Below are 22,519 nucleotides of genomic sequence, written 5' to 3' on the forward strand. Positions count from 1 at the left end.
CCGCCGTCCTCGAGGTGGGCGGAATGATCCGAGCGTCGTCCAAGAACGTGCCCGAGGCGCACCTGTCTCGTCAGCCAGGAGTGATCTCCGTCGAGGCGAACCCGGTCTCGCAAACCGCGAACGTCACCTACGACCCGGCGGTCACCTCCGTTCCGCGATTGCGACAGGAGGTGCTCGACTGCGGATACCACTGCGCCGGGCGGTCGGTACCCGACCACATCTGCGACCCGCTTCACGACCCCACCGGTCACGATCAACAGGTGACTGATCGGGAGTACACCGAACACGCCGAGCACGCCACGCACGATGGCGGACACGAGGGCCGCACCGCGCCAACCACGCCTACACCGCAGGATGTGATGGGGCATGGCGGTCATCGAGCGGACGCGTCGATGGAGTCGATGATCCGGGACATGCGCAACCGGTTCATTGTCGCCGCGGTGCTGTCAGTGGCGATCGTGCTGTGGTCTCCCATCGGACGGGATGTGTTCGGCTTCACCGTGCCAGCCCCGTTCGGGTTGCGCGATGACGTGTTCTCGCTGATCCTGTCGCTGCCAGTGGTCTTCTACTCCGCGTGGGTATTCTTCGACGGCGCCTGGCGGGCGTTGCGGGCACGGACTTTGGACATGATGGTGCTGGTCGCTGTCGGGGTGGGTGCCGGGTGGCTGTACAGCGTGGTCGTCACCATCACCGGGGGCGGGGAGGTGTTCTACGAGGCCGCTAGCATGCTGGCGACGTTTGTGCTCCTGGGGCATTGGGTGGAGATGCGTGCCCGGGGCGGAGCGAACGACGCGATCCGGACCCTGCTGGAGCTGGCTCCGCCGCGGGCGGTGGTGATCCGAGATGGTCGTGAGCTGGAGGTAGCCACCTTGGAGGTCCTCCCCGGCGACGTCATGCTGGTCCGTCCCGGTGGGAAGATCCCCACCGACGGTGTCGTCATCGATGGCGAGTCGGAGGTGGACGAGTCGATGGTCACCGGCGAAAGCATGCCGATCACCAAGACCACCGGCTCGGAGGTGATCGGGGCGACGGTGAACACGGATGGCACGTTGCGGGTGCGCGCCACCAAGGTTGGCGCCGATACCGCGCTGGCGCAGATCGTCCAGCTGGTGCAGGAGGCGCAGAATTCCAAAGCCCCCGGCCAGCGCCTCGCCGACCGGGCCGCGTTCTGGCTCGTCCTCGTTGCGCTCATCGGCGGTACGGCCACCTTCCTGGTGTGGCTGCTCGTCGGTGCAACGGTGCCGACCGCGCTGCTGTTTGCCATCACGGTGGTGGTGATCACTTGCCCCGACGCGCTGGGCCTGGCCACCCCCACCGCGATCATGGTCGGCACCGGGCTGGGTGCGAAACGGGGTGTGCTGTTCAAGAACGCCACCGGGATCGAAACCGCCGCACGGATCGACACCGTCGTCTTCGACAAGACCGGCACCCTCACGCAGGGTGAACCAGAAGTCACCGATTACATACCCATCGGCACTGACGACATCGAGCTGCTATCGCTGGCGGCCGCCGCCGAACGTGAATCGGAGCATCCGCTGGCCCGCGCCATCGTCGCATACGCGGATGCCCGCGACATCCCTCATCGCACGGCGACGGCATTTCGCAACATCACCGGCCAGGGGGCGGTCGCCACTGTCGACGGGCACCGGATCGTGCTGGGCAACACCCGCCTGATGGCCCAGGAAGGCATCGACATCGGACCGCTCCAAGCGACCCAGCAGGAACTGGCATCATCGGGGCGCACCGCGATCCTGGTCGCCGTCGACGGGTCGATCGCCGCGGTCATCGCGTTAGCCGACGCCCCCCGCGTCACCGCGAAAGCGGCCATCGACGCGTTGCACGAGAACGGCGTCGAAGTGGCGATGCTTACTGGTGACAACGAGCCGACCGCCCGGCGGATCGCCGCGCTGCTGGGCATCGACACGGTCATCGCCGATGTCCTCCCCGAAGACAAGAGCGCACGGATTGCCGAGCTGCAGAAGGCTGGCAAGACGGTGGCGATGGTCGGTGACGGTGTCAACGACGCTCCCGCGCTCGCCCAGGCCGACCTCGGAGTCGCGATCGGCGCGGGCACCGATGTGGCGATCGAGACTGCCGACGTGGTGCTGATGCGCTCCGATCCCATGGATGTGGCTGTGGCCCTGCGCATCGGCAAAGGCACACTCCGCAAGATGCGACAGAACCTCGCCTGGGCGATCGGGTACAACGCGATCGCCCTGCCGATCGCGGCCGGCGTGTTCTATCCAGCCTTCGGGATCATGCTCACCCCCGCGATCGCGGCGATCAGCATGTCCGGCTCCAGCGTCATCGTCGCCGTCAACGCCCTCCTCCTGAAGCGCCTGCTGCCTGCGCAGACCGACATCCCACAATCGCACCAGGCGGCAACGAACGCTGAGCTTCCCGGCGGTGAATCAGCGTGACCAGCGACGAACGGGTAGAACGCATCAGCGAGTACGTATTCGCTGACCCACCGGTCTCGGGCTATTCCGCTGCGCTGTTTCTCCACGAAACGCTCGACCCGCCCGTCGAGCTCGAACACGAAGGCGTCTGGCCCAGAGCCGCCACCGAGAGCGCAATGACGTTGGTGGCGAGACTGCGCGCGGCGGGATTCAGAACCGCGCTCATCATCAGCGGGGACCGCCATGGTCCCGATGCGAATGCGGAACACAATCCCGCTCTCTTCGACGTAGTCATCCGTGACCGAGCCGGGGACGAAGCGTCGGCGACGATGCTGCTGAAGGCCGCGGAGGAATTAGAGGTGTTGCCCCGCGAGGTCGTCGTCATCACCGCGTCGGCCGACACCGCCGGAGCCGCCCGCTCGGCGGGATTCGGTCTCGTGGTCGGTGTCCGTGGCAGGGCTTCTCGACAGCACCTGGAGGATGCCGGGGCCATGGTGGTGGTCGGTGACCTTGCCGAACTCGATCTCGGTGTCTCTCGCTCCGGCCCGTGGGTGCTCGGATACGACGGGTTCGATCCCATGCATGAAGGCCACCGTGAAGTTCTGACAGCACTGGGAAACGGGTATCTCGGGTTCCGATCGGCGCACCCGGAGCGACGGGACGACGGCGTGCACTATCCCGGCACGTATGTTGCGGGCGTGTTCAACCGGACGCGAGTAGACGTGGAAGGCCACCAGGTCGACGAAGAGCACATGGTGAACCTGCCGAGCTGGTTGCCCTTCGATGTCCAATTCGGCGACAGCCCCTGGTGGTCGGAGCAACAGGCCCGCCACGCCGACGAACAACGACGATTGGACCTGCGCCGGGGAGTGCTGACCCGCCTTGTCAGCCTGAAAGATCGTTCCGGTGACCTTGACATCGTTCAGCGCACGTTCGCGTCGATGGAGGACCCGCATCTGGTCGCCATGGAGACCACGCTGACCCCGCGGGGCTGGAGTGGCCGCGTGCGCGTTCGCGCCGGCGTGGACGCAGCGATCCGCAACGCGAACACCGGAACGCCGGTTACCACCCATCTCACACCACCAGACTTCACCGTTGTCGACGACGTGCTCGTGTGCGAAGTGGACACCACCCAGAGCGGGACCCGGATCGCCCTTGCCATCCGCACCGAGGTCGATGGCGCCGATGACGTCCTCGCCCGCCAACGACACGTAGGCACCTCCAGCGCAACGGAGGAATTCGACCTGCTGGTCACCGACGGTACCCCCATCCGCATGGTGAAGATCGCGGCGTTGGTGACCTCCCAGGACCCGGCGATCGCATCCGCCCGGGACGGTGCGATGGCTGTTCTGCGCCGCCACACCGAGAACTTCGACACCCTCCTGGAACGCCACCAGGCGGCGTGGCAGAGGTTGTGGCAGTTGTTCGAAGTGCGATTGCACGGGCAACCCGATGCCCAACTGATGCTGAACCTTCACCTGTTCCATCTGCTGCAGGCCATCTCCCCCCACACCAGTCGTGTCGACGCGGGAGTACCCGCGCGTGGCCTGAACGGTGAAGGCTACCGCGGACACATCTTCTGGGATGAGATGTTCGTCCTCCCTGTCCTGGGTCAACGTCTCCCCGAGATCACACGCGGGTTGCTGGATTACCGGTGGTATCGGTTGGACGCGGCACGGGAGGCGGCGCGAGCGGATGGTGGGGTCGGGGCGCAGTTCCCGTGGCAGAGCGGCAGCGATGGGCGGGAGGAAACCCCGCAACAGCTCTACAACGAACGTTCCCGCCGGTGGATGCCCGATAACTCATTGCGGCAACGTCATGTCGGGCTGGCGATCGCATTCGAGGCGTGGCAGTACTTTCAAGAAACCGGCGATCTTCCCTGGCTCGCCACCCGCGGTGCTGACCTGATGGTCGAAGTCGGCCGGTACTTCGCGTCACGTGCGACCTGGGACCCGGCGGACGAGCGGTTCCACATTGACGGCGTGATGGGACCTGACGAATATCACGACGGATACCCCGAAGCGCCGGGAGAGGGGCTGCGCGACAACGCGTACACGAATGTTCTGACGGCCTGGCTCTTCGCACGGCTGGCCGGGGCGCGCGAGCATCTGGACGGTCACTACTGGGACGACGTCGCCGACCGTCTCCAGATCACCACCGAGGACCTGCAACGCTGGGAGCAACTGCGCCGCGACTTGTCCGTCCCGTTCCATGAGGACGGGATCATCAGCCAGTTCGCCGGGTACGACCGTCTGGCTGAGTTCGATTGGGCCGGTTATCGGCACCGGTACGGCAACATCGGCCGGTTGGATCTGATTTTGGAGTCCGAGGGGGACGCCACCAACCGTTACAAGCTGTCCAAGCAAGCGGACGTGCTGATGTTGCTGTATCTGCTGGGCGCAGACGGCCTGCGGGAACAGCTCGCGGAAATGGGGTACCACCTCACCCGTGACGACCTGCGGCGGACCCTGCAGTACTACAGTGGCCGCACCTCCCACGGGTCCACGCTCAGTCGGGTCGTGCACGCGTCGGTCTGGGCGGCATTCGATCCCGCGCATTCCTGGGACCTGTTCCGGGAAGCACTGGTGGCGGATCTGGACGATACGCAAGGCGGCACCACGCGGCACGGGGTTCATCTGGGTGCGATGGCTGGCACGGCGGACATCGTGGTGCGCTCCTTCGCGGGTTTGACCTTGAACGGCGGCGACCTCAGCTTCTCCCCGTCCCTCCCCGAGCACCTCACCGGAGTGAGCTTCACCATCCAACACCGCGGACATTGCCTCGCCGTCACCGTGACGCACACCCAGCTGGTCGTTCGCGCCGCACCCACCACCGCCGTCCCCGTCGGAGTGCGCATGGGTGCGATACGGCACGAACTGGCTGGTGACAGCACAGTCACCGCACCCTCCCCAACCGTTACCGAGAGAAAGGCAGAGCGATGAGCACAATCCGAGTCGCCATCAATGGCTACGGCGTGATCGGCAAGCGGGTCGCCGACGCAGTACGGCAACAGGAAGACATGCAGCTGGTCGGTGTGGCAGACATCGCCGCGGACTGGCGGATCTGGCCCGCTATCGAAAAAGGCATTGCCGTCTATGCCACGGCCCCCGACCGGCTGGCGGTCATGAAAGAGACGGGTCTAGCCCCTGCCGGATTGCTCGACGACCTACTTGACCAGGTGGATGTGGTCGTGGACTGCACTCCCAAGCACGTCGCCGCCGAAAACGTGAAGACCTACCGCACTCGGGGGGTGAAGTTCCTGGTCCAAGGCGGTGAGAAGCATGCGGTCACCGGGCACTCGTTCGTCGCCGAATCCTCCTACGCGGGCGCCGTCGGTCGGGATGCGACCCGTGTGGTGTCCTGCAACACCACCTCGATTGTGCGCACGCTCACCGCGCTGAAAACCGCCGGGCTGCTGCGGCGTGCTCGCGGTACTCTGCTGCGCCGCGCCACCGACCCCTGGGAAAGCGAACGCGGCGGCATCATGAACACCATCGTCCCCGAACCCCGCATCCCAAGCCACCAAGGTCCGGATGCGCGAAGCGTGGACCCAGACCTCGACGTGGTCACCATGGCGGTCAAGGTACCCACCACCATCGCCCACCTGCATTACTGGAGCGTCCAACTCACCCGACCGGCGGCTAAACAAGAGGTCGTCGCAGCCTTCCGCGCTTCCAACCGCATCGCGTTGATCAACACCGCGGATGGCCTCACCGCAACGAACGTTGTCAAAGAGCTCATGGGAGATCTGGGCCGGCCTCGCGACAGCTTGTATGAGGTTGCCGTGTGGGAGGACATGTTGACGGTGCAGGGCGATGAACTGTTCTACGCGTACATGGTCGACAACCAGGCGATCGTCATCCCCGACAACATCGACGCTATCCGCGCGTTGACAGGGCAAGTGCCCGACGCGAACGAGTCCATCTCACGGACCGACACCGCGCTGGGCCTGGGCGCGGGGTTTCGCTGACATGACACGGCAAGATCTGGTCCGTCTCGGTGCGAGCAAACAATCCGCCACGCGGCGGCCGGCTTGGCCAAAAGGCAGGCTGGGTGTCCTGATTGGCGCCGCTGTGTTGGCGCTGACCCTGAGTTCCTGCTCGGCCGGTGGCGGCCTGGAGGCCGCGCAGGCAGGGTCCGCTGGCACACAGGAGTTCGTTTCGGGTGACCTCCGCGTCCACGAGATTCCCCCGGCGGAGCGCCGGGAACCGGTCCGTTTCGCGGGCGTGACCGAACGCGGCGACGCCGTATCCAGCGACGATTTCGTCGATCAGGTGCTCGTAGTGAACTTCTGGTACGCGGCGTGCGGCCCGTGCATTGTGGAGGCCCCGCTGCTGGAAGAGGTGTGGCAGACGCACCAGGGCAACGATGTCGCATTCCTCGGCGTGAACATCTACGACCAACCCTCCACCGCCGAATCGTTCGCCGCGGACAACGGCGTGAGCTACCCGAGTGTTATCGACATCGTGGACAAGAGCGTCTCGCAGGCGTTCGCAGCGGTGACCCCCATCCAGGCGACACCGACAACCCTCGTGCTGGATCGGCAGGGCCGGGTTGCTGCCCGCATCATCGGCGAGCTACAGTCCGCGTCGATCCTGTCGGCCCTGGTGGCAGACGCGTTGCAGGAGACAACGTGAACATCGGCGCACTGATCGCCGACGGGGCGCTGTGGATCGCCGTTCCCCTGGCCGTGCTCGCAGGCCTGGTCTCGTTCGCCTCGCCCTGCATCCTCCCGCTCGTGCCCGGCTACCTCGGCTACCTGGGAGGTGCCGTCACGCCACAGCAGGAACGGATCTCCGCAACCGTGGATCCGGCTTCCCCTCATCGACCCGAGAACGGGCCCCGGGGCACGGCCGTCGCGGTCGAGGACGCGGTCGTGACTCGCTCTCGTCTGCTGCCAGGGGTGTTGCTGTTCATCGCCGGCTTCACGGCCGTGTTCATCACCGTGAACGTTATCGGCAGCTTCTTCGGCTCCTTCTTCCTCGAGTATGCGGACGTTCTCGCCCGCATCATGGGCGTGTTCGTCATTGCGCTCGGACTGGCGTTCCTCGGTTTCTTCCGGTTCACGCAGCACACCGTCCGGCCGCAGCTTCGTCAACGTATGGGGGTTCTCGGTGCGCCGCTGCTGGGCATCGCGCTGGGGATCGGCTGGACCCCATGCATCGGCCCCACGCTCGCAGCGATCTTCGCGGTTTCCTGGAACCTGGGCGACCCGGCCCGTGCCGCGGTCCTTGGCTTGGCCTACTCACTGGGACTGGGCATCCCGTTCGTTTTACTCGCCCTCGGTTTCGGATGGGCGACACGCTCGGTGGCGTTCGTGCGTCGCCACATCAGGGCAGTGCACACCTTCGGCGGCGCCATGCTGATCCTGCTGGGGCTGCTGATGGTGACCGGGCTGTGGACCGCCTTGATGTCGCAACTGCAGGGGGTGTTCCTCAGTGTCCCGCTCCCCATCTGACCTCCACGACCGCGATACTGCTCCGTTGCGTCCGGGTGACCACGCCGACGCGGTCGACGTGTTCCCGCAGATCACCCAACCGTCGTTGGGTCCGATCGGCTGGTTGCGGTGGGCATGGCGGCAACTGGCCAGCATGCGCACGGCCCTGGTCCTGCTGCTGCTTCTGGCTATCGCGGCCGTCCCAGGGTCACTCTTCCCGCAGCGCAGCGCCGACCCCAACGGTGTCATCCAATGGCGCACCGACAACCCGGACGCATTCCCCACGGTGGACGCACTGGGACTGTTCGACGTCTACACGTCACCGTGGTTTTCGGCCATCTACCTGCTGCTGTTCACCTCACTGATCGGGTGCATCATCCCGCGCACGTTGCATCATGCCAAGGCGCTGCGTGGCACTCCTCCACGCACTCCAGTGCGCCTCTCGCGGCTGGCTCATCACGATTCGCGGCAACTCACCATTGACGATGCGGGCCGCGCAGAGCAGGCGGCCGGTGAAGCGATCGGCGCTGCGGCCAAGCAGCTGCGCCGGAACGGGTACCGAGTCGCGCGCTACGACACGGGTCGCACATATTCGGTCTCGGCGGAGCGGGGCTACCTTCGTGAGACCGGCAACCTCGTTTTCCACGCGTCTCTGGTAGGGGTGCTGGTCGCCGTTGGGGTGGGCGGCGGGTTCGGTTACACCGGACAACGGGTGATTGTGGAGGGCACGACCTTTCTCAACGCCTTGGGAGATTATTCCTCTTTCAACCCGGGCCGCTTCGTCGACGGTTCCGACCTGACCCCGTATGCGGTCACGCTCGACGACTTTCAGGTCCGCTACCAGGCTGCCGGTGAACCGGGCGCGGGCCAAGCCGGGGACTTCGTCGCCGACCTCAGCGTCCGGGCTCCCGACGGCACCAACCAGCAGCAACAGGTGCGGGTGAATCATCCACTCCGAATCGGTGACGACAACATCTTCCTTCTCGGCAACGGGTACGCGCCCACCATCACCATCCGTAACCCGGATGGTGAGACTGTGTACCGCGAGTCCCAGCCGTTCCTGCCGCAGGACGCGACGATGACCTCGCTGGGGGTGGTGAAGGTCGCTGACGGGTTGCCCGAGCAGATCGGGCTGATCGGATTCCTGTATCCCACGCAGCAGGAACTGACCTCCGGTGCGTACACTTCTGTGTTCCCTGACCTGATCTATCCCGTCGTCACCTTCAACGTGTTCGTGGGAAGCCTTGGTATCGATGATGGGACTCCCCGGTCGGTGTACACGCTGGAAGTCGGGGAGATGACGCAGCTGACCGGCGGTGACACGGGCGTGGACTCGATCGAGTTGCGTCCGGGGGAGACGGCGGACCTGCCGAACGGCTGGGGCACCATCACGTTTGAGAACGAGTCCGCCACCGGCGATGTCGGCGATTCGGTGAAACGCTTCGCATCGCTTCAGATCCAGCGAGACCCTTCTGGTATCTGGGTACTTGCCTTCTCACTGCTCGCCCTGGCCGGTCTGCTCACCGCCCTGTTCGTGCCCCGACGGCGGGTGTGGGTCAAAGCAACCCCGTCGGGAAAGCACGTGAACTTCGAGTACGCGGCTCTCGCGCGAGGTGAGGACCCGACCCTCGGCAAGGCCTTGGCTCTCGTGGTCGACCGTCACCTGACTGCGTTGCGAGTACGCACTGAGCCGGTGAACGAAAAGGAGTGAAGATGTTTCCGGAAACCCTTTCTTTGGATTCGGTGTCGGTGCTGCTGGTGTGGACGGCGATCCTCATCTACGCCTTGGCGTTCGTCGCGTACAGCTTCGATATCGCCTTCCGATCCAGCCCGCAGCCCGTTGCTGCACGAGCGACAGTACGTGAGCCGGCACTGGTCGGCGCCGCTGCCGCATCGGCGGCGACGGGTATCCTCGGACTCGAAGAGGCAGCGGCATCCGCTTCTTCGGACTCACCCAAGCGTGCGCGGCCGATGTGGGCGCGCATCGGCACATCGCTGACGTGGCTGGCGTTTGTGTTTCATCTCGGAGCGACCGTGCTGCGGGGAGTCGCTGCAGAGCGAGTGCCGTGGTCCAACATGTACGAATTCGCGTTGACCGGCACGTTGCTCATCACCGCCGTCTACCTGGCGGTGCTGATCCGTTATGACCTCAGGTTCCTGGGAACGTTCATGGTCGGCCTGGTGGTGGTGCTTCTGGGTGGGTCGACCCTCGGATACTACGTCGAGGTCGTACCGCTGATGGACCCGCTGAAGTCTGTCTGGCTGGTGATCCATGTCTTCGTGGCGTCGCTGGCGACGGCGTTCTTCGCACTCGCTTTCGCGATCTCCGTGCTGCAACTGCTGCAGGCTCGCCGGGAGAGGGCGACAGCGCGTCGGGCGAAGGCGGAGAAGAGACCACGGACGTTGCGGATACTTCTGATGATCCCCGGCGCCGAGACACTGGAGACGCTCGCGTACCGCTTCGTGGTGATCGGATTCGCGTTCTGGACGTTCACGCTCATCGCCGGTGCGATCTGGGCGCAGGAGTCATGGGGGCGGTATTGGGGGTTCGACACCAAAGAGGTATGGACCTTCATCATCTGGGTCGTTTACGCGGGTTATCTGCACGCTCGTGCTACTCGCGGTTGGCGAGGCACCCGGTCAGCATGGCTAGCGATCGTCGGATTCCTGACGGTGCTGTTCAACTTCTCGATCGTGAACGTGTTCTTCAAGGGTCTGCACGCGTACTCCGGGCTCAGCTGACGCCGCAGCGGCTGCGCGTGCTCGCGATCACAGGGTCGGACCTGTGATCGACGGCCGGTTGCTGCTAACCGCGCCGGCCCTGGTTCAGCGTGGAGCGCAGTTCTCGGTACTGCTCGATCGTGATGTCGCCTCGGGCGAGCCGTTCGTCGAGGATGCGCCCGGCCGAATCCGGCTCACCCGACGCTGCCGTGTCCGCTCGGCCGGACGAGCGCACAGCAAACACAATCAGAACCACGATTCCGGCAACAATCAGAAGCGTCAGCAGCAGCCCCGGGATCCACATCCACCAGGCGCCGTATCCGTAATCCCACATCATGAGCGATCTCCGATCCGTTCTTTTCGCATGCTACCGCGGTGTCAGGAGCGGACCAGCCGCTTGATAGCGTCGCTGGCTTCCTGGATCTTGGCGTCGCCTTCGGCGCCGCCAGCGCGGGCGGCGTCGACGACGCAGTGTTTCAGGTGATCATCGAGCAGGCCCACCGCGACGACCTGCAGGGCGCTTGTGAGGGCGCTGATCTGGGTGAGGATGTCGATGCAGTACTTCTCGTCATCGATCATCTTGTGAATGCCGCGAGCCTGTCCCTCGATCCGTTTCATCCGGTTGAGGTACTTGTCCTTGTCGGTGATGTAACCGTGGGTGTGCTCGCCGCTGTGGGGGGCTGTGGTGGTCATGTCGTTACCTTCTGGTTCAGCGGTTCAGGATTGTCCGGGTGCTGTTCTCCGGGCTCAGGTCGAGACGGCGCAGCAGTTGGGCGTTGAGCGCGACGACGATGGTGGACAGTGACATCAGGATCGCACCGACCGACATCGGCAGCACGAATCCGACGGGGGCGAGTACCCCCGCGGCAAGCGGGACCGAGATGAGGTTGTAACCGCCGGCCCACCACAGGTTCTGCTTCATCTTCCGGTAGCTGGCCCGGGACAGCTCGATCACCGACAGCACGGAGCGGGGGTCGGAGCTTGCCAGGATGACGCCCGCGGAAGCGATCGCGACATCCGTGCCGGCACCGATGGCGATGCCGACATCCGCTTGCGCGAGGGCGGGGGCGTCGTTGACACCGTCGCCGACCATCGCGACCTTGATCCCCTCTCGCTGCAGCTCGGCGACTTTGGCGGCTTTATCTTCAGGACGCACCCCGGCGAGGACCCGGTCGATGCCGAGGTCGGTTCCGACCGCGTTGGCAACGGCTTCGGCGTCGCCGGTGATCATGACGACCTGCACGCCGAGCTTGTGGAGCGCGTCGACAGCCTCACGCGACTCCGGACGGATCTCATCGGCAAGCGCGAGCCCGCCGATGACGACGCCATCTTGAACGACGTGCAGGATGATCGCGCCGTCCGTGCGCCATCGCCCGGCGGCTTCCACCTCCCCAGCGCCCATCTCATCGAGCAGGTACGGCCCACCGACGCGGACCTCCTGTCCTTCGACCGTCGCGGTCACACCCACCGCGGGGGAGGATGAGAAGTTGGTGGCGGGGGGGACGGTGAGGCCGCGTTCGGTCGCGGCACGGACGATGGCCTTGGCCAGCGGGTGCTCACTGTCGGCTTCTGCCGCGGCCGCCAGGCCGAGCACGGCGTCCTCGTCGAGAGGACCGATGGTTTCGATGCCGGTGACGGTCGGTTCGCCCTTGGTGAGGGTGCCCGTCTTGTCGAACAGGACGGCGTCGATGTTGCGCATGCTCTCGAGCGCGAGCCGGTCCTTGATCAGCACACCACCGCGGGCGGCGCGTTCGGTGGCGATGGAGACCACGAGCGGGATGGCCAGTCCGAGGGCATGAGGGCAGGCGATGACCAGGACGGTGATGGCGCGGATGACCGCAGCATCGGGATTGCCGACGAGCGTCCACACCATCGCGGTGATCGCGGCGGCGGCCAGCGCGAACCAGAACAGCCAGCCGGCGGCGCGGTCGGCGATGCGTTGCGCCCGGGAGGTGGAATTCTGGGCGTCAGCGACCAGCCGCTGGATCCCCGCGAGGGTGGTGTCATCGCCGATCGCGGTGACCTCCACCCGGAGACCTGAATCGGTGGCGACGGTCCCAGCGGTGACCGGGTCGCCCACGCTACGGGCGACCGGTCGGGACTCCCCGGTGACCATGGACTCGTCCATGTCCGCGCGGCCATCGACGACGCGACCGTCAGCAGGCACGTTGCCGCCAGGCCGAACCACCACAACATCCCCGACCCGCAACTGGTCGGGGGCGACCTTGACGATCAGGTCCCCCTCGACCCGTTCCGCCTCATCAGGTAGCAGCGCCGCCAGAGAGTCCAGCGCTGAGGTGGTCTGCGCGAGGGAGCGCATTTCCACCCAGTGCCCCAGCAGCATGATCACGATCAGCAGCGCCAGCTCCCACCAGAACTCCAACTCGTGGTCCAGCAGACCCAGGCTCGCACCCCACGAAGCGATGAACGCGACCGTGATCGCGAGCCCGATCAGCATCATCATCCCCGGCTTGCGGGCACGCAATTCGCTGATCGCGCCGGTCAGGAACGGCCACCCGCCCCAGACGTACATGACCGTGCCGAGCACCGGGGCGATGAGGTTCGCGCCGGGAAAGTCCGGGATCTCGTATCCAAACAGCATGGCGAACATGCTGGAGAACCCGACGACCGGAACCGCGAGGATCAGGTTGATCCAGAACAGCTTGCGGAACTGGGCGACGTGGTCGGCGCCATGCCCCGCGTGACCGCCGTGGTCCCCATGCCCGCCGTGGCCTGCGTGCTCATCCGCGCCGGAGTCGGCGGTATGCATCGGATGCGCGTGAGCGTGGTCGTGAGTGGCGGGGTCGTCAGGCGAGGTGACGGTGTCGGTGGCGTGGTGCTGGTGCCCGCGGGTTGCCTCAGTGTGGCCGGCGTGCGGGTCGGTGTCCGCGAGGTCAGCCGTGTGCTCGTGCGCGTGCGGGTCGGTCATCGAAGTTCCTTACCTCAGGCGCTCTGCAACGCGCGGTCGGGGGCGGCGCGGTGTCGGCCCGTCGGGGTGGTGTAGGAGTGGAAGCGGCGCAGGCGGAGGCTGTTGCCGACCACGAACACGCTGGAGAACGCCATCGCGGCGCCGGCGAGCATCGGGTTCAGCAGCCCGAACGCGGCCAGCGGGATCGCGGCGGTGTTGTAGGCGAACGCCCAGAACAGGTTTCCCTTGATGGTGCCGAGGGTGCGGCGTGCGAGGCGGATGGCGTCAGCGGCGGCGCGCAGGTCGCCGCGCACCAGGGTGATGTCGGAGGCTTCGATCGCGACGTCGGTGCCGGTGCCCATCGCCATGCCCAGGTCCGCCTGGGCGAGGGCTGCGGCGTCGTTGACCCCGTCGCCGACCATCGCCACCACCTTCCCGTCGGCTTGCAGGCCGGTGACCACGTCGACCTTGTCAGCGGGGAGGACATCGGCGATCACCTGGTCGATGCCGACCTGGGCGGCGATGTGGGCGGCGACGGTGGCGTTGTCGCCGGTGAGCAGGATCGGGGTGAGTCCCAGCTGCCGAAACTGGGTGATCGCGTGGGCGCTGGTCGGTTTGACCTGATCGGCGACAACCAGCACACCGCGCGCGGCGCCGTCCCAGCCGACCAGCACGGCGGTCTGCCCATGGGCTTCCGCGGCGGTCTTCGCGGCGATGAAGGTGTCGCCGGGGTGGATGGCCCAGTCCTCGAGGAGGCTGGTGCGGCCGACGAGTACCGCGTGTCCGTCGACGATGCCGGTGACGCCTCGTCCTTCGATGTTCTGGAACGACTCCACCGCAGACAGCGGCCCGGTCTGCTGGGTTGCGGCCTTGGCGATGGCCTGAGCGATGGGGTGCTCGGAGGCGTCCTCCACCGCGCCCGCCAGCCGCAGCACGTCCTCGCGGGTTTCGCCTGTGGCGGGGATCACGTCGAGGACGGTCATCTTCCCGGTGGTGACGGTGCCGGTCTTGTCCAGCACGATGGTGTCGACTCGGCGGGTGGATTCGAGGATCTCCGGTCCCTTGATCAGGATGCCCATCTGGGCGCCGCGGCCGGTGCCGACCAGCAGCGCGGTCGGGGTCGCGAGCCCGAGGGCGCACGGGCAGGCGATGATGAGCACCGCGACCGCGGCAGTGAACGCGGCGCTGAGGGGGAACCCGGCCCCGATCCATGCGCCGAGGGTGGCGACCGCGATCCCGATCACGATCGGGACGAACACCCCGGAGATCCGGTCCGCGAGCCGCTGCACCTCCGCTTTCCCGGACTGGGCGTCTTCGACCAGCTGCGCCATCTGCGCGAGCTGGGTGTCAGATCCGATCCGGGTGGCGCGGACGATCAGCCGCCCGCCGGCGTTGACGGTGGCGCCGGTGACGGTGTCACCCTCCGAGACCTCGACCGGGACGGATTCGCCGGTGAGCATCGACTGGTCCACCGCGGAGGAGCCGGAGGTGATGACGCCGTCGGTGGCGATCTTCTCTCCAGGGCGGACGATGAACTCGTCACCGACGCGGAGCTCCGCGGTCGGGATGCGGGTCTCGATCCCGTCGCGGAGCACGGCGACGTCTTTCGCGCCGAGCTGGAGCAGCGCCCGCAACGCGGCGCCGGCCTGTCGTTTCGCGCGCTTCTCGAAGTACCGGCCGGCCAGGACGAACATGGTCACCCCGGCGGCGACCTCGAGGTAGATGTTCCCGGCGCCGTCGCTGGGCGCGATCGTCAGGGTGAACGGGTGCGTCATCCCCGGGGTTCCGGCGGTGCCGAAGAACAGGGCGTATACCGACCACAGCAACGCCGCGGAGGTGCCGACGCTGATCAGGGTGTCCATCGTCGCCGCACCGTGGCGCAGGTTCATCCACGCGGCACGGTGGAACGGCCACGCCCCCCACACCACCACCGGGGCGGCGAGGACAAGAGACAGCCACTGCCAGTACGGGAACTGCAGGGCGGGGATCATCGCGAGCAGGATCACCGGCACCGACAGCACAACCGAGCCGATCAGCCGGTGCCGCAGGCTGCGCAGTTCCGAATCCTCGCCCGGCTCGTCTTCGGTGGAAGTGTCGTCGGTGGGTGGGGTGGGGAGGACGGCGGTGTAGCCGGTGTTCTCCACCTCGGTGATCAGCGTGGCCGGGTCGAGGGTGGCCGGGGCGGTGACCTGGGCCTTCTCGGTGGCGTAGTTCACCGTGGCGGTCACCCCGTCGAGCTTGTTCAGCTTCTTCTCGATCCGCATCGCGCAGGACGCGCAGGTCATCCCGCCGATCGCCAACTCGATTCGCGCCTGCCCGGTGTCCATTGTCGTCATCTCGTGCTCCTCAGCCATCCCGAACGTCCTCAGTGGTCGGCGCCGTGGCCCGCACCCGTACCGGAATCGGCAGATCCAACTGCGGCCGCGTCGACCGTGAGCGCCGCAGTGCGGACCTGCCCGTCGGCCTGGAAGTCGAAGAACAGCAGATATCTGCCCGCCGTCGGCGCTTCGGCGATGAAGACGACCTCTGGTCCCGCGGTCTGCCCGGCCGCGGGGGTGTCACCTTCGGGATGGACGTGCAGGTAGGCGAGGTCACCGACCCGCAAAGCCACCAGATGACCGAACGCCCCGAGGTACGGCTGCAGCGCCGTCACCGGGGATCCATCCTTGGTCACCGAGATCGTGAGTTTCGACGCGACGCCAGCCTGCAGCGCGCCGGTGACCGCAGCCTCGTACCCATCGACCGTCGTCGAAGACTTGACAGCGACAACAGCCGGTGTGTACGGGCCGGGGACCTCGACGGTGCGGGTGAGGGTCACGTCGACCGGCTCGCCCCCATCGGAGGTGCGGAAGTCGGCGTACACCCGGTAGCTGCCGGCAGCTTCCCACGTCCACGGTGTCGACCAGGTGCCGTCCCGGTCGCGAGTCGGGTGGACGTGCCGGAACTGGGTCCCATCGGAGCGGACCACGATCAGATGCAGATCCTTCTCATGGTCGACCGCGTATTCCGTGAGCGGTGCGCCGTCCGGGTTTAGAACCCGGAACGACAACACGCCGCGCGCCCCGACGGCAGCCGGTGCCGTGACGGTGTCCAGCAGGTACCCGGACTGCTCGACGGACAGTCCTCCCACGCTGTGAGCGGTGGGACTGGTGGCGTGGTCTTGTATCATGGGCTCCTTTGCGGATTGCGTCCAGGCGGCGACCGTGTCAGAGGGGACAAGGGCGCGCGCTCCTATCCCGGCGACGCCGAAGACCGCCACCAGCCCAACCCCGAACAGGGCCAGGCGAGCGGCGGTGTGCATCAGGCCGGTACCGCCTGGTAGCCGGCCTCATCGACCGCCGCGACCACCGCGGCCGCGTCGACCGGCGCGGAAGACGACACGATGAGCTTGCCGGTCCGCGCACTCACGTCCACACCCTCCACGCCGGAGAGCTTGGATACTTCACCGTGCACCGACTTCTCGCAATGCCCGCAGGTCATGCCCGTCACCTGAAACTCCGTCGTAGCCATTGATCTCACCTTTCGTGTCCGAGATACCCGATGGGGGTACCATGAGTGTACAACTTCATACCCACGAGGGGTATTCCGATCTCAGGAGCCAATCGACGGAAGAGTCGTGAGGCCGCTGTCGTCGACGACGATCACGTCCCCGGCGTCGGTGACAGCGATCGCTTGCGCGGCACCGTGTACGGATCCGATCGGGCGCCACCGCGTGGCGCCCGCGGTGGTCGTCCAGATCTGCTCGTTCGCGTCGACTCCGACCAGCAACCCACCGTTCGGCGAAGCGGCGAGCGTGTACATCGCAGGGGCACCGTCCCACGCTGCAAACGACTCGCCCCGGTCTGCGCTCCATTTCAGCCCGTCCGGCGTGCCGGCGATGACTCGACCGTCGACGTCCACCGTGAGCGCCAGTGCCCGCGGTGATGCGCCGGTCAGCTCCCAGGTAGCGCCTGCGTCATTGCTGCGCAGCAAATCGGCACTGTCGACCGCGATCCCGTAGGTGGTGCCGTCGGTGGCGGCGGCGAGAGCGTGGAAGTCCTTTTCGCCCGTGAACGCCACCGGATCCCAGGTGCGGCCGCCATCCGTGCTGCGGATGATCCCCAGGTTCGGTTCCCCCCATTCCTCCGGAGCGTTCGGCCCCGGATGCCCCGACGCGATGAGCGCATCGCCAGTCGACGTCAGTCCCATCGCGTCAAACCCGACCTTCCCGACACGCGAGAAGCCATCGCCCGTGGCTGAGGCCGTGTAGATCCCGTCGTGGGCGCCCAGCAACAGATCGCCGGTCGCCCGGTCGATCACGATCCCATGCACATGGGCGGGAAGACTGGCATGTTCGGCTCCGGTCGACGGCGGCGCGGCAGCGCATCCGGCGACAGCGAGAGGAACGGTGATGATTGCGGCGATGGCCGTTGCCGCGCGGTGTCGAATGCGCATGCGCACCCCTTCCAGTCCAGTCGGGGTGAGGGGCGCCGTATGCCGCGGCGCCCCTCACCTGGTGCGTCAGATCCGGGTGAGCAGATCCTGCATCGTGGCGATCTCGGCGTTCTGCGCGTCAATGATCGTCTGCGCGAGGGCCAGCGCGTCAGGGTTGGTGCCATCCTCGAGCTCAGCTTGCGCCATCTCAATCGCACCCTCGTGGTGCATGATCATCTGCTCCAGAAACAGGCGCGCCGCCTCCGGCCCGTCGGCGGCATCCAACGCGCCCATGTCCTCTTGCGACATCATCCCGTCACCGTGGTCCATGCCGCCCATGTTCCCGGACGATGGCACCCCCCACGCATCCAGCCAGCTCTGCATCAGCTCGATCTCCGGCCCCTGCGCGTCCTTGACCTGTTGCGCAAGTTCCAGCACCCGTTGGTCGATGTCGTTCTTGGTGAGGATCACGTCGCTCATCTCGATCGCCTGCTCGTGATGCGGGATCATCATCATCGCGAACATCGAGTCCGCCATGTTGAAATCGCCCTGCACCGTCACGGACGGCGACGCCGAGGACCCGCCACCCTGGGTCGTCCCCGGGGTTCCGGAGTCGTTCCCGGTGCCAGAGCAGCCGGCGAGCACCAGCGCGAGAGCGATCGGAGCGGCCGCGAACGCGGCCATACGAAACTTCTTCATATCAATCTGTCCTTCTCAGTCGAATAAGGTGAACGCGCCCGCGACGCGGGCGCAACGCAAGTCCCGGCACATGAGGCCAGGCGAGCGCACATCACGTGCGACTGATCGACAGCTCTATGAGGGACGGACGCTTGGGCCGGCGCGAAGAGGTTGGTCGAACTGACAAGGCAACGACCGTTGGACCGCGAGGGCGCAGCAGACCTGGGTTTGAAACCGCAGCCAGCAGCAGGGTGCCGAGAAGGGCCAGGACACAGGCCATCAGTAGCGCGTCGTGACCACCGTCTGCCTCACACGTCGAGCATGAGCCGTCCGGTTCAACATCCGACGACGACGCGACCTGACCGTGGTCAGCAATAGTCACCGAACCGATCGCGGCTTCGCCGTGCGTCGACGACAGCGCGTGCATGCCGAGAAGTCCCGTAATGAGCAATGCGGCGAGCAACGCCGGAAGCGACCACCCGCCGAGTTGCTTCACCCAGCGTGCACGCATCGACATTCTGACAGTCATCTATTCTGCTCCGAGCCTGAGCTTACCCCTCTAGGGTATTCGCCGAACTCCGAGCGCTGATACCCAGGACAGCCGCCGCCTCGTGGGAGGGGAAGGCTGTACCAATATGTGAGTCTGACGAGTTCGGCGTCTTCGTCCGGCAGCCGATCAAGTGCGTCCTGCACCTCGATCGCAGCGCCGTTCCACGCGACAGGCGCTCACATGTTGGGCATACGGATACACGTCGCCGTCGGTGATATGGCGCGGTCGGCCGCCGATGTTCATCCCGGCGTCGGGCGTATGCTGTAGCCGTCCTACCTACGTCAGGCAACGAGGGCGCCCTCTTTGAGCTGGCGGGTTCGGGGGTAATCCCCGTGCCTGGTTCCGCAGTGGCCCAATATGTTGGGCTCGGATCAACAATGCGGTTGGCCCTGCCGTCTCGTGTTCCCGCACGAGCAAGGACCGGACCCCAGCCGTGTCTGACGGCGGATACCCCTCGCACGGTCCACGCCCCTCGTGAGCGCCCTTCACGCACCTGTAGCCGCGACACGGAGGCGCTGTCCATCGGGTCACAGTGATTTCAGAGCAGCCCCGCATCGTGGCCGCGGGGGAGGGGCAGCCGGCTTGCGGCCATCTGAACGAGCCTCCGCGGCACTGCCTTTGACTATCCCGAGGTCGAGCGGGAAACTCCGAGCCTTAAGCCAGCTCTATCGGCTCCGTTCCCTCCCATCGCTATTTGCAGACTCCACCCTCCGCTGCGCTCCGGGCTCCGCTTAGCAACCGCTCCCTCCGGGCACTACGCCGCCCCCGCTGGCACCGCCACTACGTGTCCGGCCCGACGCCGGGAAAACGTTGAGGGAGAAGAAGAGATGACCAAGAGCGATTTCGTCACGGTCCGCACGACCGTCACCAACGAGGAGAACGGGCAGCAGGACACCGGCCGGTTGCTCATGCGACGGGAGGACGACCTGAACCAGTACGGGCGGTCTGGTTACACGCTGGCCCACACGTCACGATCACCACCGCCGAGACGATCACCATCGTCGACACCCTGCAGAAGACCTCCGAGGACTGACCACCATGAGCGAGCCGCAGATCACCACCGCACCCGATGTGCGGCTCGCTCCGCGTGCCACTCTCGCAACCCTGTGGGAAGCCGCCCAGCGCGTCCAGGTCGCCGCCGACCACGCAGGGCACGCCACCAACGAGAGCGTGCACCGCGAATGGGACGCCATCGACCTCGAACTGGATAGTCCGATTGGGAAGTCGGCGGCCGCGGCGACATGCTGGGGGTATGCGGGCCGCTATCGCGTGGTGGGAGCGACATCAGGTCGTTCTCTATCTGGTGGCGATCATGGTTGGCGCGGCCACCGGGCTGCTCGCCCCACGCCTCGGTCCTGCGCTGGAGTTGGCGATCACCCCTGTGCTGGGGGTGCTGCTTTACGCGACGTTTCTGGGGGTGCCCTTCGCCAGGATCGGTGGTGCGTTCCGGGACGGTCGATTCCTCGGCGCGCTGTTGGTGGTGAACTTCGTCCTCGTTCCCGTCGTGGTGTTCGGGCTGAGCCGTTTCGTCGCCGGCGATCAGGCGCTCCTGGTTGGGGTGTTGCTGGTGCTGCTGACCCCGTGTGTGGACTACGTGGTCGTCTTCGCCGGTCTTGCCGGTGGGGCGCGCGACCGGCTGCTCGCCGCAACCCCGCTGCTGATGATCCTGCAGATCCTGCTGCTGCCGCCCTACCTGTGGTTGATGGCCGGCCCGGAAGTCGCCGCGGCGTGGGATGTGCGTCCGTTCGTGGAGGCGTTCCTGCTGCTAATCCTGCTCCCGCTGGCACTGGCGACGCTCACTCAACTTCTCGCCAAGCGGTTTCGTGCGGGCCGGGCAGTCGAGCGGGGAATGCTCGCATTGGTGGTCCCGCTGATGATGCTGACCCTGGCGGTGGTTGTCGGCTCCCAGGTGTTTCAGGTCAGCGGAGCCCTGGGCCAACTGCTGACCGTCGTACCGATCTTCATCGCGTTCGTGCTCGTCGTCGCACCACTGGGCGCGTTCGCCGGGCGCCGAGCCCGATTGGATGTGCCGGGACGACGCGCCATCGTTTTCGGTGCGGTCACACGGAACTCGCTCGTGGTGCTGCCGCTCGCTCTCTCCTTGCCGGCATCCTTCGCCCTCACCCCGCTGGTCGTCGTCACCCAGACCCTCGTCGAGCTGCTGGCGATGGTGGTCATGGTGGCACTGGTGCCGCGACTGATCCGCGCACCTGTTGGTTCGTCTGCTGGCGCATAGGTCAGCCGCAACTGTATAGTCAGTGTGTGCTGACTATTGCCTCTCGTCTCGATGTGATGAACCGTCTGGGTCGCGCCATGGCCGACCCGACCCGTTCACGGATCCTGATGACGCTGGTGGACGGTCCCAGCTACCCAGCGGTACTGTCCCGGCAGCTGGACCTCACCCGGTCCAACGTGTCGAACCACCTGGCATGCCTACGCGACTGCGGGATCGTGGTCGCCCAGCCGGAGGGCCGGCAGACGCGGTACGAGATCGCCGACCCACATCTCTCCCACGCCCTCACCGCCCTGCTCGATGTGACACTGGCCGTCGACGAGAACGCCCCCTGTGTGGATCCGGCATGCCCGGTTCCCGGCTGTTGCGATCAGGTCGCGCCGTGAGCGCGTCGGTGACGGAAACGCGCCGGGCGACGCTGCATCGTCGGGTGCGGTGGATCGTCGGTTTCACGATCACCTACAACGTGCTCGAAGGCATCGTCGCCATCTGGGCGGGCGCGGCAGCATCCTCTGCCGCCCTGATCGGGTTCGGACTGGATTCGGCCGTGGAGGTGCTCTCGGCCGCCGCGGTGGCCTGGCAGTTCACTCGGAAAGACCCCGAGCGGTGGGAGAAGCCCACTCTTCGCGCGATCGGCATCGCGTTTTTCGCGTTGGCCGCGTACATCACTGTTGATGCGGTTCTCGCGCTGACCGGCGTCGAGCCGGTCCACCACAGTCCCGTCGGGATCGGCATCGCCGTGCTCAGCCTGGTCGTGATGCCCGTGTTGGCGTGGCTCGAATACCGCACCGGTCGCGAACTCGGCTCCCGCAGTGTGCAGGCGGATGCGAAGCAACTGATGCTGTGCGTCTACCTTTCCGGCACGGTGCTGATCGGGCTGCTGCTCAACAGCCTGTTCGGCTGGGTGTGGGCGGACTCGATCGCCGCCCTCGTGATCGCGGCCCTGGCGATCCGCGAAGGAATCGAAGCATGGCGCGGAGATATCGAGTCGCTAGTCGACGTTCTCGATCACCTCGAGGAGGACCGATCCGACGCGTGGAAGGAGGTGTCTGATGGACTGTTGTGACCCGCAGGCTTGCCCGCCTGAGCTGTGTGACGACCAGTGCTGCTGACACACCGGAGGGGGCTTGGGCGAATCCAAGCCCCCTCCGCGTCCGCGGCATCCCCATTCGAGTGGGTA

19 protein-coding genes are annotated in these 22,519 nt (G+C 66.3%); 10 read left to right on the top strand and 9 right to left on the bottom strand.

Going from position 1 to position 22,519, the window contains the following annotated elements; genetic code table 11:
• The first annotated feature begins 23 nt into the window (after positions 1-23).
• Genes BKA10_RS12290 through ccsB form a run of 7 tightly spaced genes read left to right on the top strand, consistent with a single transcriptional unit; the run spans position 24 to position 10,578 of the window.
• Positions 24-2,420 carry a heavy metal translocating P-type ATPase gene (locus tag BKA10_RS12290; RefSeq protein WP_241740208.1) on the top strand — a complete coding sequence of 799 codons (2,397 nt, stop codon included), beginning with the start codon at positions 24-26 and terminating at the stop codon, positions 2,418-2,420.
• Positions 2,417-5,341, top strand: coding sequence for a glycosyl hydrolase family 65 domain-containing protein (locus tag BKA10_RS12295; RefSeq protein ID WP_183500151.1), 2,925 nt, complete (start codon positions 2,417-2,419; stop codon positions 5,339-5,341). The genes BKA10_RS12290 and BKA10_RS12295 overlap by 4 nt, the downstream gene beginning before the upstream one ends.
• Complete coding sequence (locus tag BKA10_RS12300) at positions 5,338-6,369, top strand: type II glyceraldehyde-3-phosphate dehydrogenase (protein ID WP_183500152.1); 1,032 nt, start codon at positions 5,338-5,340, stop codon at positions 6,367-6,369. The genes BKA10_RS12295 and BKA10_RS12300 overlap by 4 nt, the downstream gene beginning before the upstream one ends.
• Before the next feature lies 1 nt (position 6,370).
• Entirely contained in the window at positions 6,371-7,036 is a 666-nt protein-coding gene (locus BKA10_RS12305; RefSeq protein ID WP_183500153.1) for a TlpA family protein disulfide reductase, read from the top strand.
• Positions 7,033-7,857: a cytochrome c biogenesis CcdA family protein gene (locus BKA10_RS12310; protein ID WP_183500154.1), complete on the top strand. Its 825-nt coding sequence runs from the start codon at positions 7,033-7,035 to the stop codon at positions 7,855-7,857. The genes BKA10_RS12305 and BKA10_RS12310 overlap by 4 nt, the downstream gene beginning before the upstream one ends.
• Complete coding sequence (gene resB, locus BKA10_RS12315) at positions 7,838-9,547, top strand: cytochrome c biogenesis protein ResB (RefSeq protein ID WP_183500155.1); 1,710 nt, start codon at positions 7,838-7,840, stop codon at positions 9,545-9,547. Before BKA10_RS12310 ends, resB begins: the two co-directional genes overlap by 20 nt.
• Positions 9,548-9,549: 2 nt before the next feature.
• The gene (gene ccsB / locus BKA10_RS12320; RefSeq protein WP_183500156.1) at positions 9,550-10,578 is read left to right on the top strand and encodes a c-type cytochrome biogenesis protein CcsB; all 1,029 of its coding nucleotides are present in this window, start codon (positions 9,550-9,552) and stop codon (positions 10,576-10,578) included.
• A gap of 64 nt (positions 10,579-10,642) precedes the next feature.
• Here ccsB and BKA10_RS12325 read toward each other — a convergent pair whose 3' ends face one another.
• The 9 genes from BKA10_RS12325 to BKA10_RS12365 form a co-directional block, all read right to left on the bottom strand.
• Complete coding sequence (locus tag BKA10_RS12325) at positions 10,643-10,894, bottom strand: SHOCT domain-containing protein (protein WP_183500157.1); 252 nt, start codon at positions 10,892-10,894, stop codon at positions 10,643-10,645.
• A 41-nt stretch (positions 10,895-10,935) separates the two neighbouring features.
• Positions 10,936-11,250: a metal-sensitive transcriptional regulator gene (locus tag BKA10_RS12330; protein WP_183500158.1), complete on the bottom strand. Its 315-nt coding sequence runs from the start codon at positions 11,248-11,250 to the stop codon at positions 10,936-10,938.
• Positions 11,251-11,266: 16 nt separating this feature from the next.
• On the bottom strand, positions 11,267-13,486 hold the full coding sequence (locus BKA10_RS12335) for a heavy metal translocating P-type ATPase (protein ID WP_206686888.1): 2,220 nt from the start codon (positions 13,484-13,486) through the stop codon (positions 11,267-11,269).
• 14 nt (positions 13,487-13,500) lie between these two features.
• A complete protein-coding gene (locus tag BKA10_RS12340; RefSeq protein ID WP_183500159.1) occupies positions 13,501-15,801 on the bottom strand; it encodes a heavy metal translocating P-type ATPase in 2,301 nt (766 codons plus the stop codon).
• 29 nt (positions 15,802-15,830) lie between these two features.
• Entirely contained in the window at positions 15,831-16,595 is a 765-nt protein-coding gene (locus BKA10_RS12345) for a DUF8832 domain-containing protein (protein WP_248199271.1), read from the bottom strand.
• A 170-nt stretch (positions 16,596-16,765) separates the two neighbouring features.
• Complete coding sequence (locus BKA10_RS12350) at positions 16,766-16,975, bottom strand: heavy-metal-associated domain-containing protein (protein ID WP_183500161.1); 210 nt, start codon at positions 16,973-16,975, stop codon at positions 16,766-16,768.
• A gap of 81 nt (positions 16,976-17,056) precedes the next feature.
• On the bottom strand, positions 17,057-17,899 hold the full coding sequence (locus BKA10_RS12355; protein WP_241740205.1) for a F510_1955 family glycosylhydrolase: 843 nt from the start codon (positions 17,897-17,899) through the stop codon (positions 17,057-17,059).
• 66 nt (positions 17,900-17,965) lie between these two features.
• Complete coding sequence (locus tag BKA10_RS12360; RefSeq protein WP_241740159.1) at positions 17,966-18,562, bottom strand: DUF305 domain-containing protein; 597 nt, start codon at positions 18,560-18,562, stop codon at positions 17,966-17,968.
• Between the two features lie 106 nt (positions 18,563-18,668).
• Complete coding sequence (locus tag BKA10_RS12365) at positions 18,669-19,085, bottom strand: DUF6153 family protein (RefSeq protein ID WP_183500163.1); 417 nt, start codon at positions 19,083-19,085, stop codon at positions 18,669-18,671.
• A 1,273-nt stretch (positions 19,086-20,358) separates the two neighbouring features.
• On the opposite strand from BKA10_RS12365, the gene BKA10_RS12370 reads away from it, so the two are divergent.
• From BKA10_RS12370 to BKA10_RS12380, 3 genes are read left to right on the top strand one after another with little or no spacing between them, the layout of a single operon-like run.
• Positions 20,359-21,342, top strand: a complete 984-nt coding sequence (locus BKA10_RS12370) for an arsenic resistance protein (RefSeq protein ID WP_183500164.1) — start codon at positions 20,359-20,361, stop codon at positions 21,340-21,342.
• A gap of 26 nt (positions 21,343-21,368) precedes the next feature.
• Positions 21,369-21,725: a Cd(II)/Pb(II)-sensing metalloregulatory transcriptional regulator CmtR gene (cmtR, locus tag BKA10_RS12375; RefSeq protein WP_183500165.1), complete on the top strand. Its 357-nt coding sequence runs from the start codon at positions 21,369-21,371 to the stop codon at positions 21,723-21,725.
• Entirely contained in the window at positions 21,686-22,405 is a 720-nt protein-coding gene (locus BKA10_RS12380; RefSeq protein WP_183500166.1) for a cation efflux transmembrane domain-containing protein, read from the top strand. Before cmtR ends, BKA10_RS12380 begins: the two co-directional genes overlap by 40 nt.
• Positions 22,406-22,519: the final 114 nt, after the last annotated feature.

This window comes from Microbacterium invictum (assembly GCF_014197265.1).
Lineage (GTDB): Bacteria > Actinomycetota > Actinomycetes > Actinomycetales > Microbacteriaceae > Microbacterium > Microbacterium invictum.

Bases quoted from the DNA above. Each gene is read 5' to 3' on its own strand.
- BKA10_RS12330 (WP_183500158.1), bottom strand. From the start codon at position 11,250: ATGACCACCACAGCCCCCCACAGCGGCGAGCACACCCACGGTTACATC.
- BKA10_RS12305 (WP_183500153.1), top strand. From the start codon at position 6,371: ATGACACGGCAAGATCTGGTCCGTCTCGGTGCGAGCAAACAATCCGCC.
- BKA10_RS12300 (WP_183500152.1), top strand. From the start codon at position 5,338: ATGAGCACAATCCGAGTCGCCATCAATGGCTACGGCGTGATCGGCAAG.
- BKA10_RS12340 (WP_183500159.1), bottom strand. From the start codon at position 15,801: ATGACGACAATGGACACCGGGCAGGCGCGAATCGAGTTGGCGATCGGC.
- BKA10_RS12335 (WP_206686888.1), bottom strand. From the start codon at position 13,486: ATGACCGACCCGCACGCGCACGAGCACACGGCTGACCTCGCGGACACC.
- BKA10_RS12380 (WP_183500166.1), top strand. From the start codon at position 21,686: ATGCCCGGTTCCCGGCTGTTGCGATCAGGTCGCGCCGTGAGCGCGTCG.
- BKA10_RS12325 (WP_183500157.1), bottom strand. From the start codon at position 10,894: ATGATGTGGGATTACGGATACGGCGCCTGGTGGATGTGGATCCCGGGG.
- BKA10_RS12365 (WP_183500163.1), bottom strand. From the start codon at position 19,085: ATGACTGTCAGAATGTCGATGCGTGCACGCTGGGTGAAGCAACTCGGC.
- BKA10_RS12370 (WP_183500164.1), top strand. From the start codon at position 20,359: ATGCGGGCCGCTATCGCGTGGTGGGAGCGACATCAGGTCGTTCTCTAT.
- ccsB (WP_183500156.1), top strand. From the start codon at position 9,550: ATGTTTCCGGAAACCCTTTCTTTGGATTCGGTGTCGGTGCTGCTGGTG.
- BKA10_RS12355 (WP_241740205.1), bottom strand. From the start codon at position 17,899: ATGCGCATTCGACACCGCGCGGCAACGGCCATCGCCGCAATCATCACC.
- BKA10_RS12350 (WP_183500161.1), bottom strand. From the start codon at position 16,975: ATGGCTACGACGGAGTTTCAGGTGACGGGCATGACCTGCGGGCATTGC.
- BKA10_RS12290 (WP_241740208.1), top strand. From the start codon at position 24: ATGATCCGAGCGTCGTCCAAGAACGTGCCCGAGGCGCACCTGTCTCGT.
- BKA10_RS12360 (WP_241740159.1), bottom strand. From the start codon at position 18,562: ATGGCCGCGTTCGCGGCCGCTCCGATCGCTCTCGCGCTGGTGCTCGCC.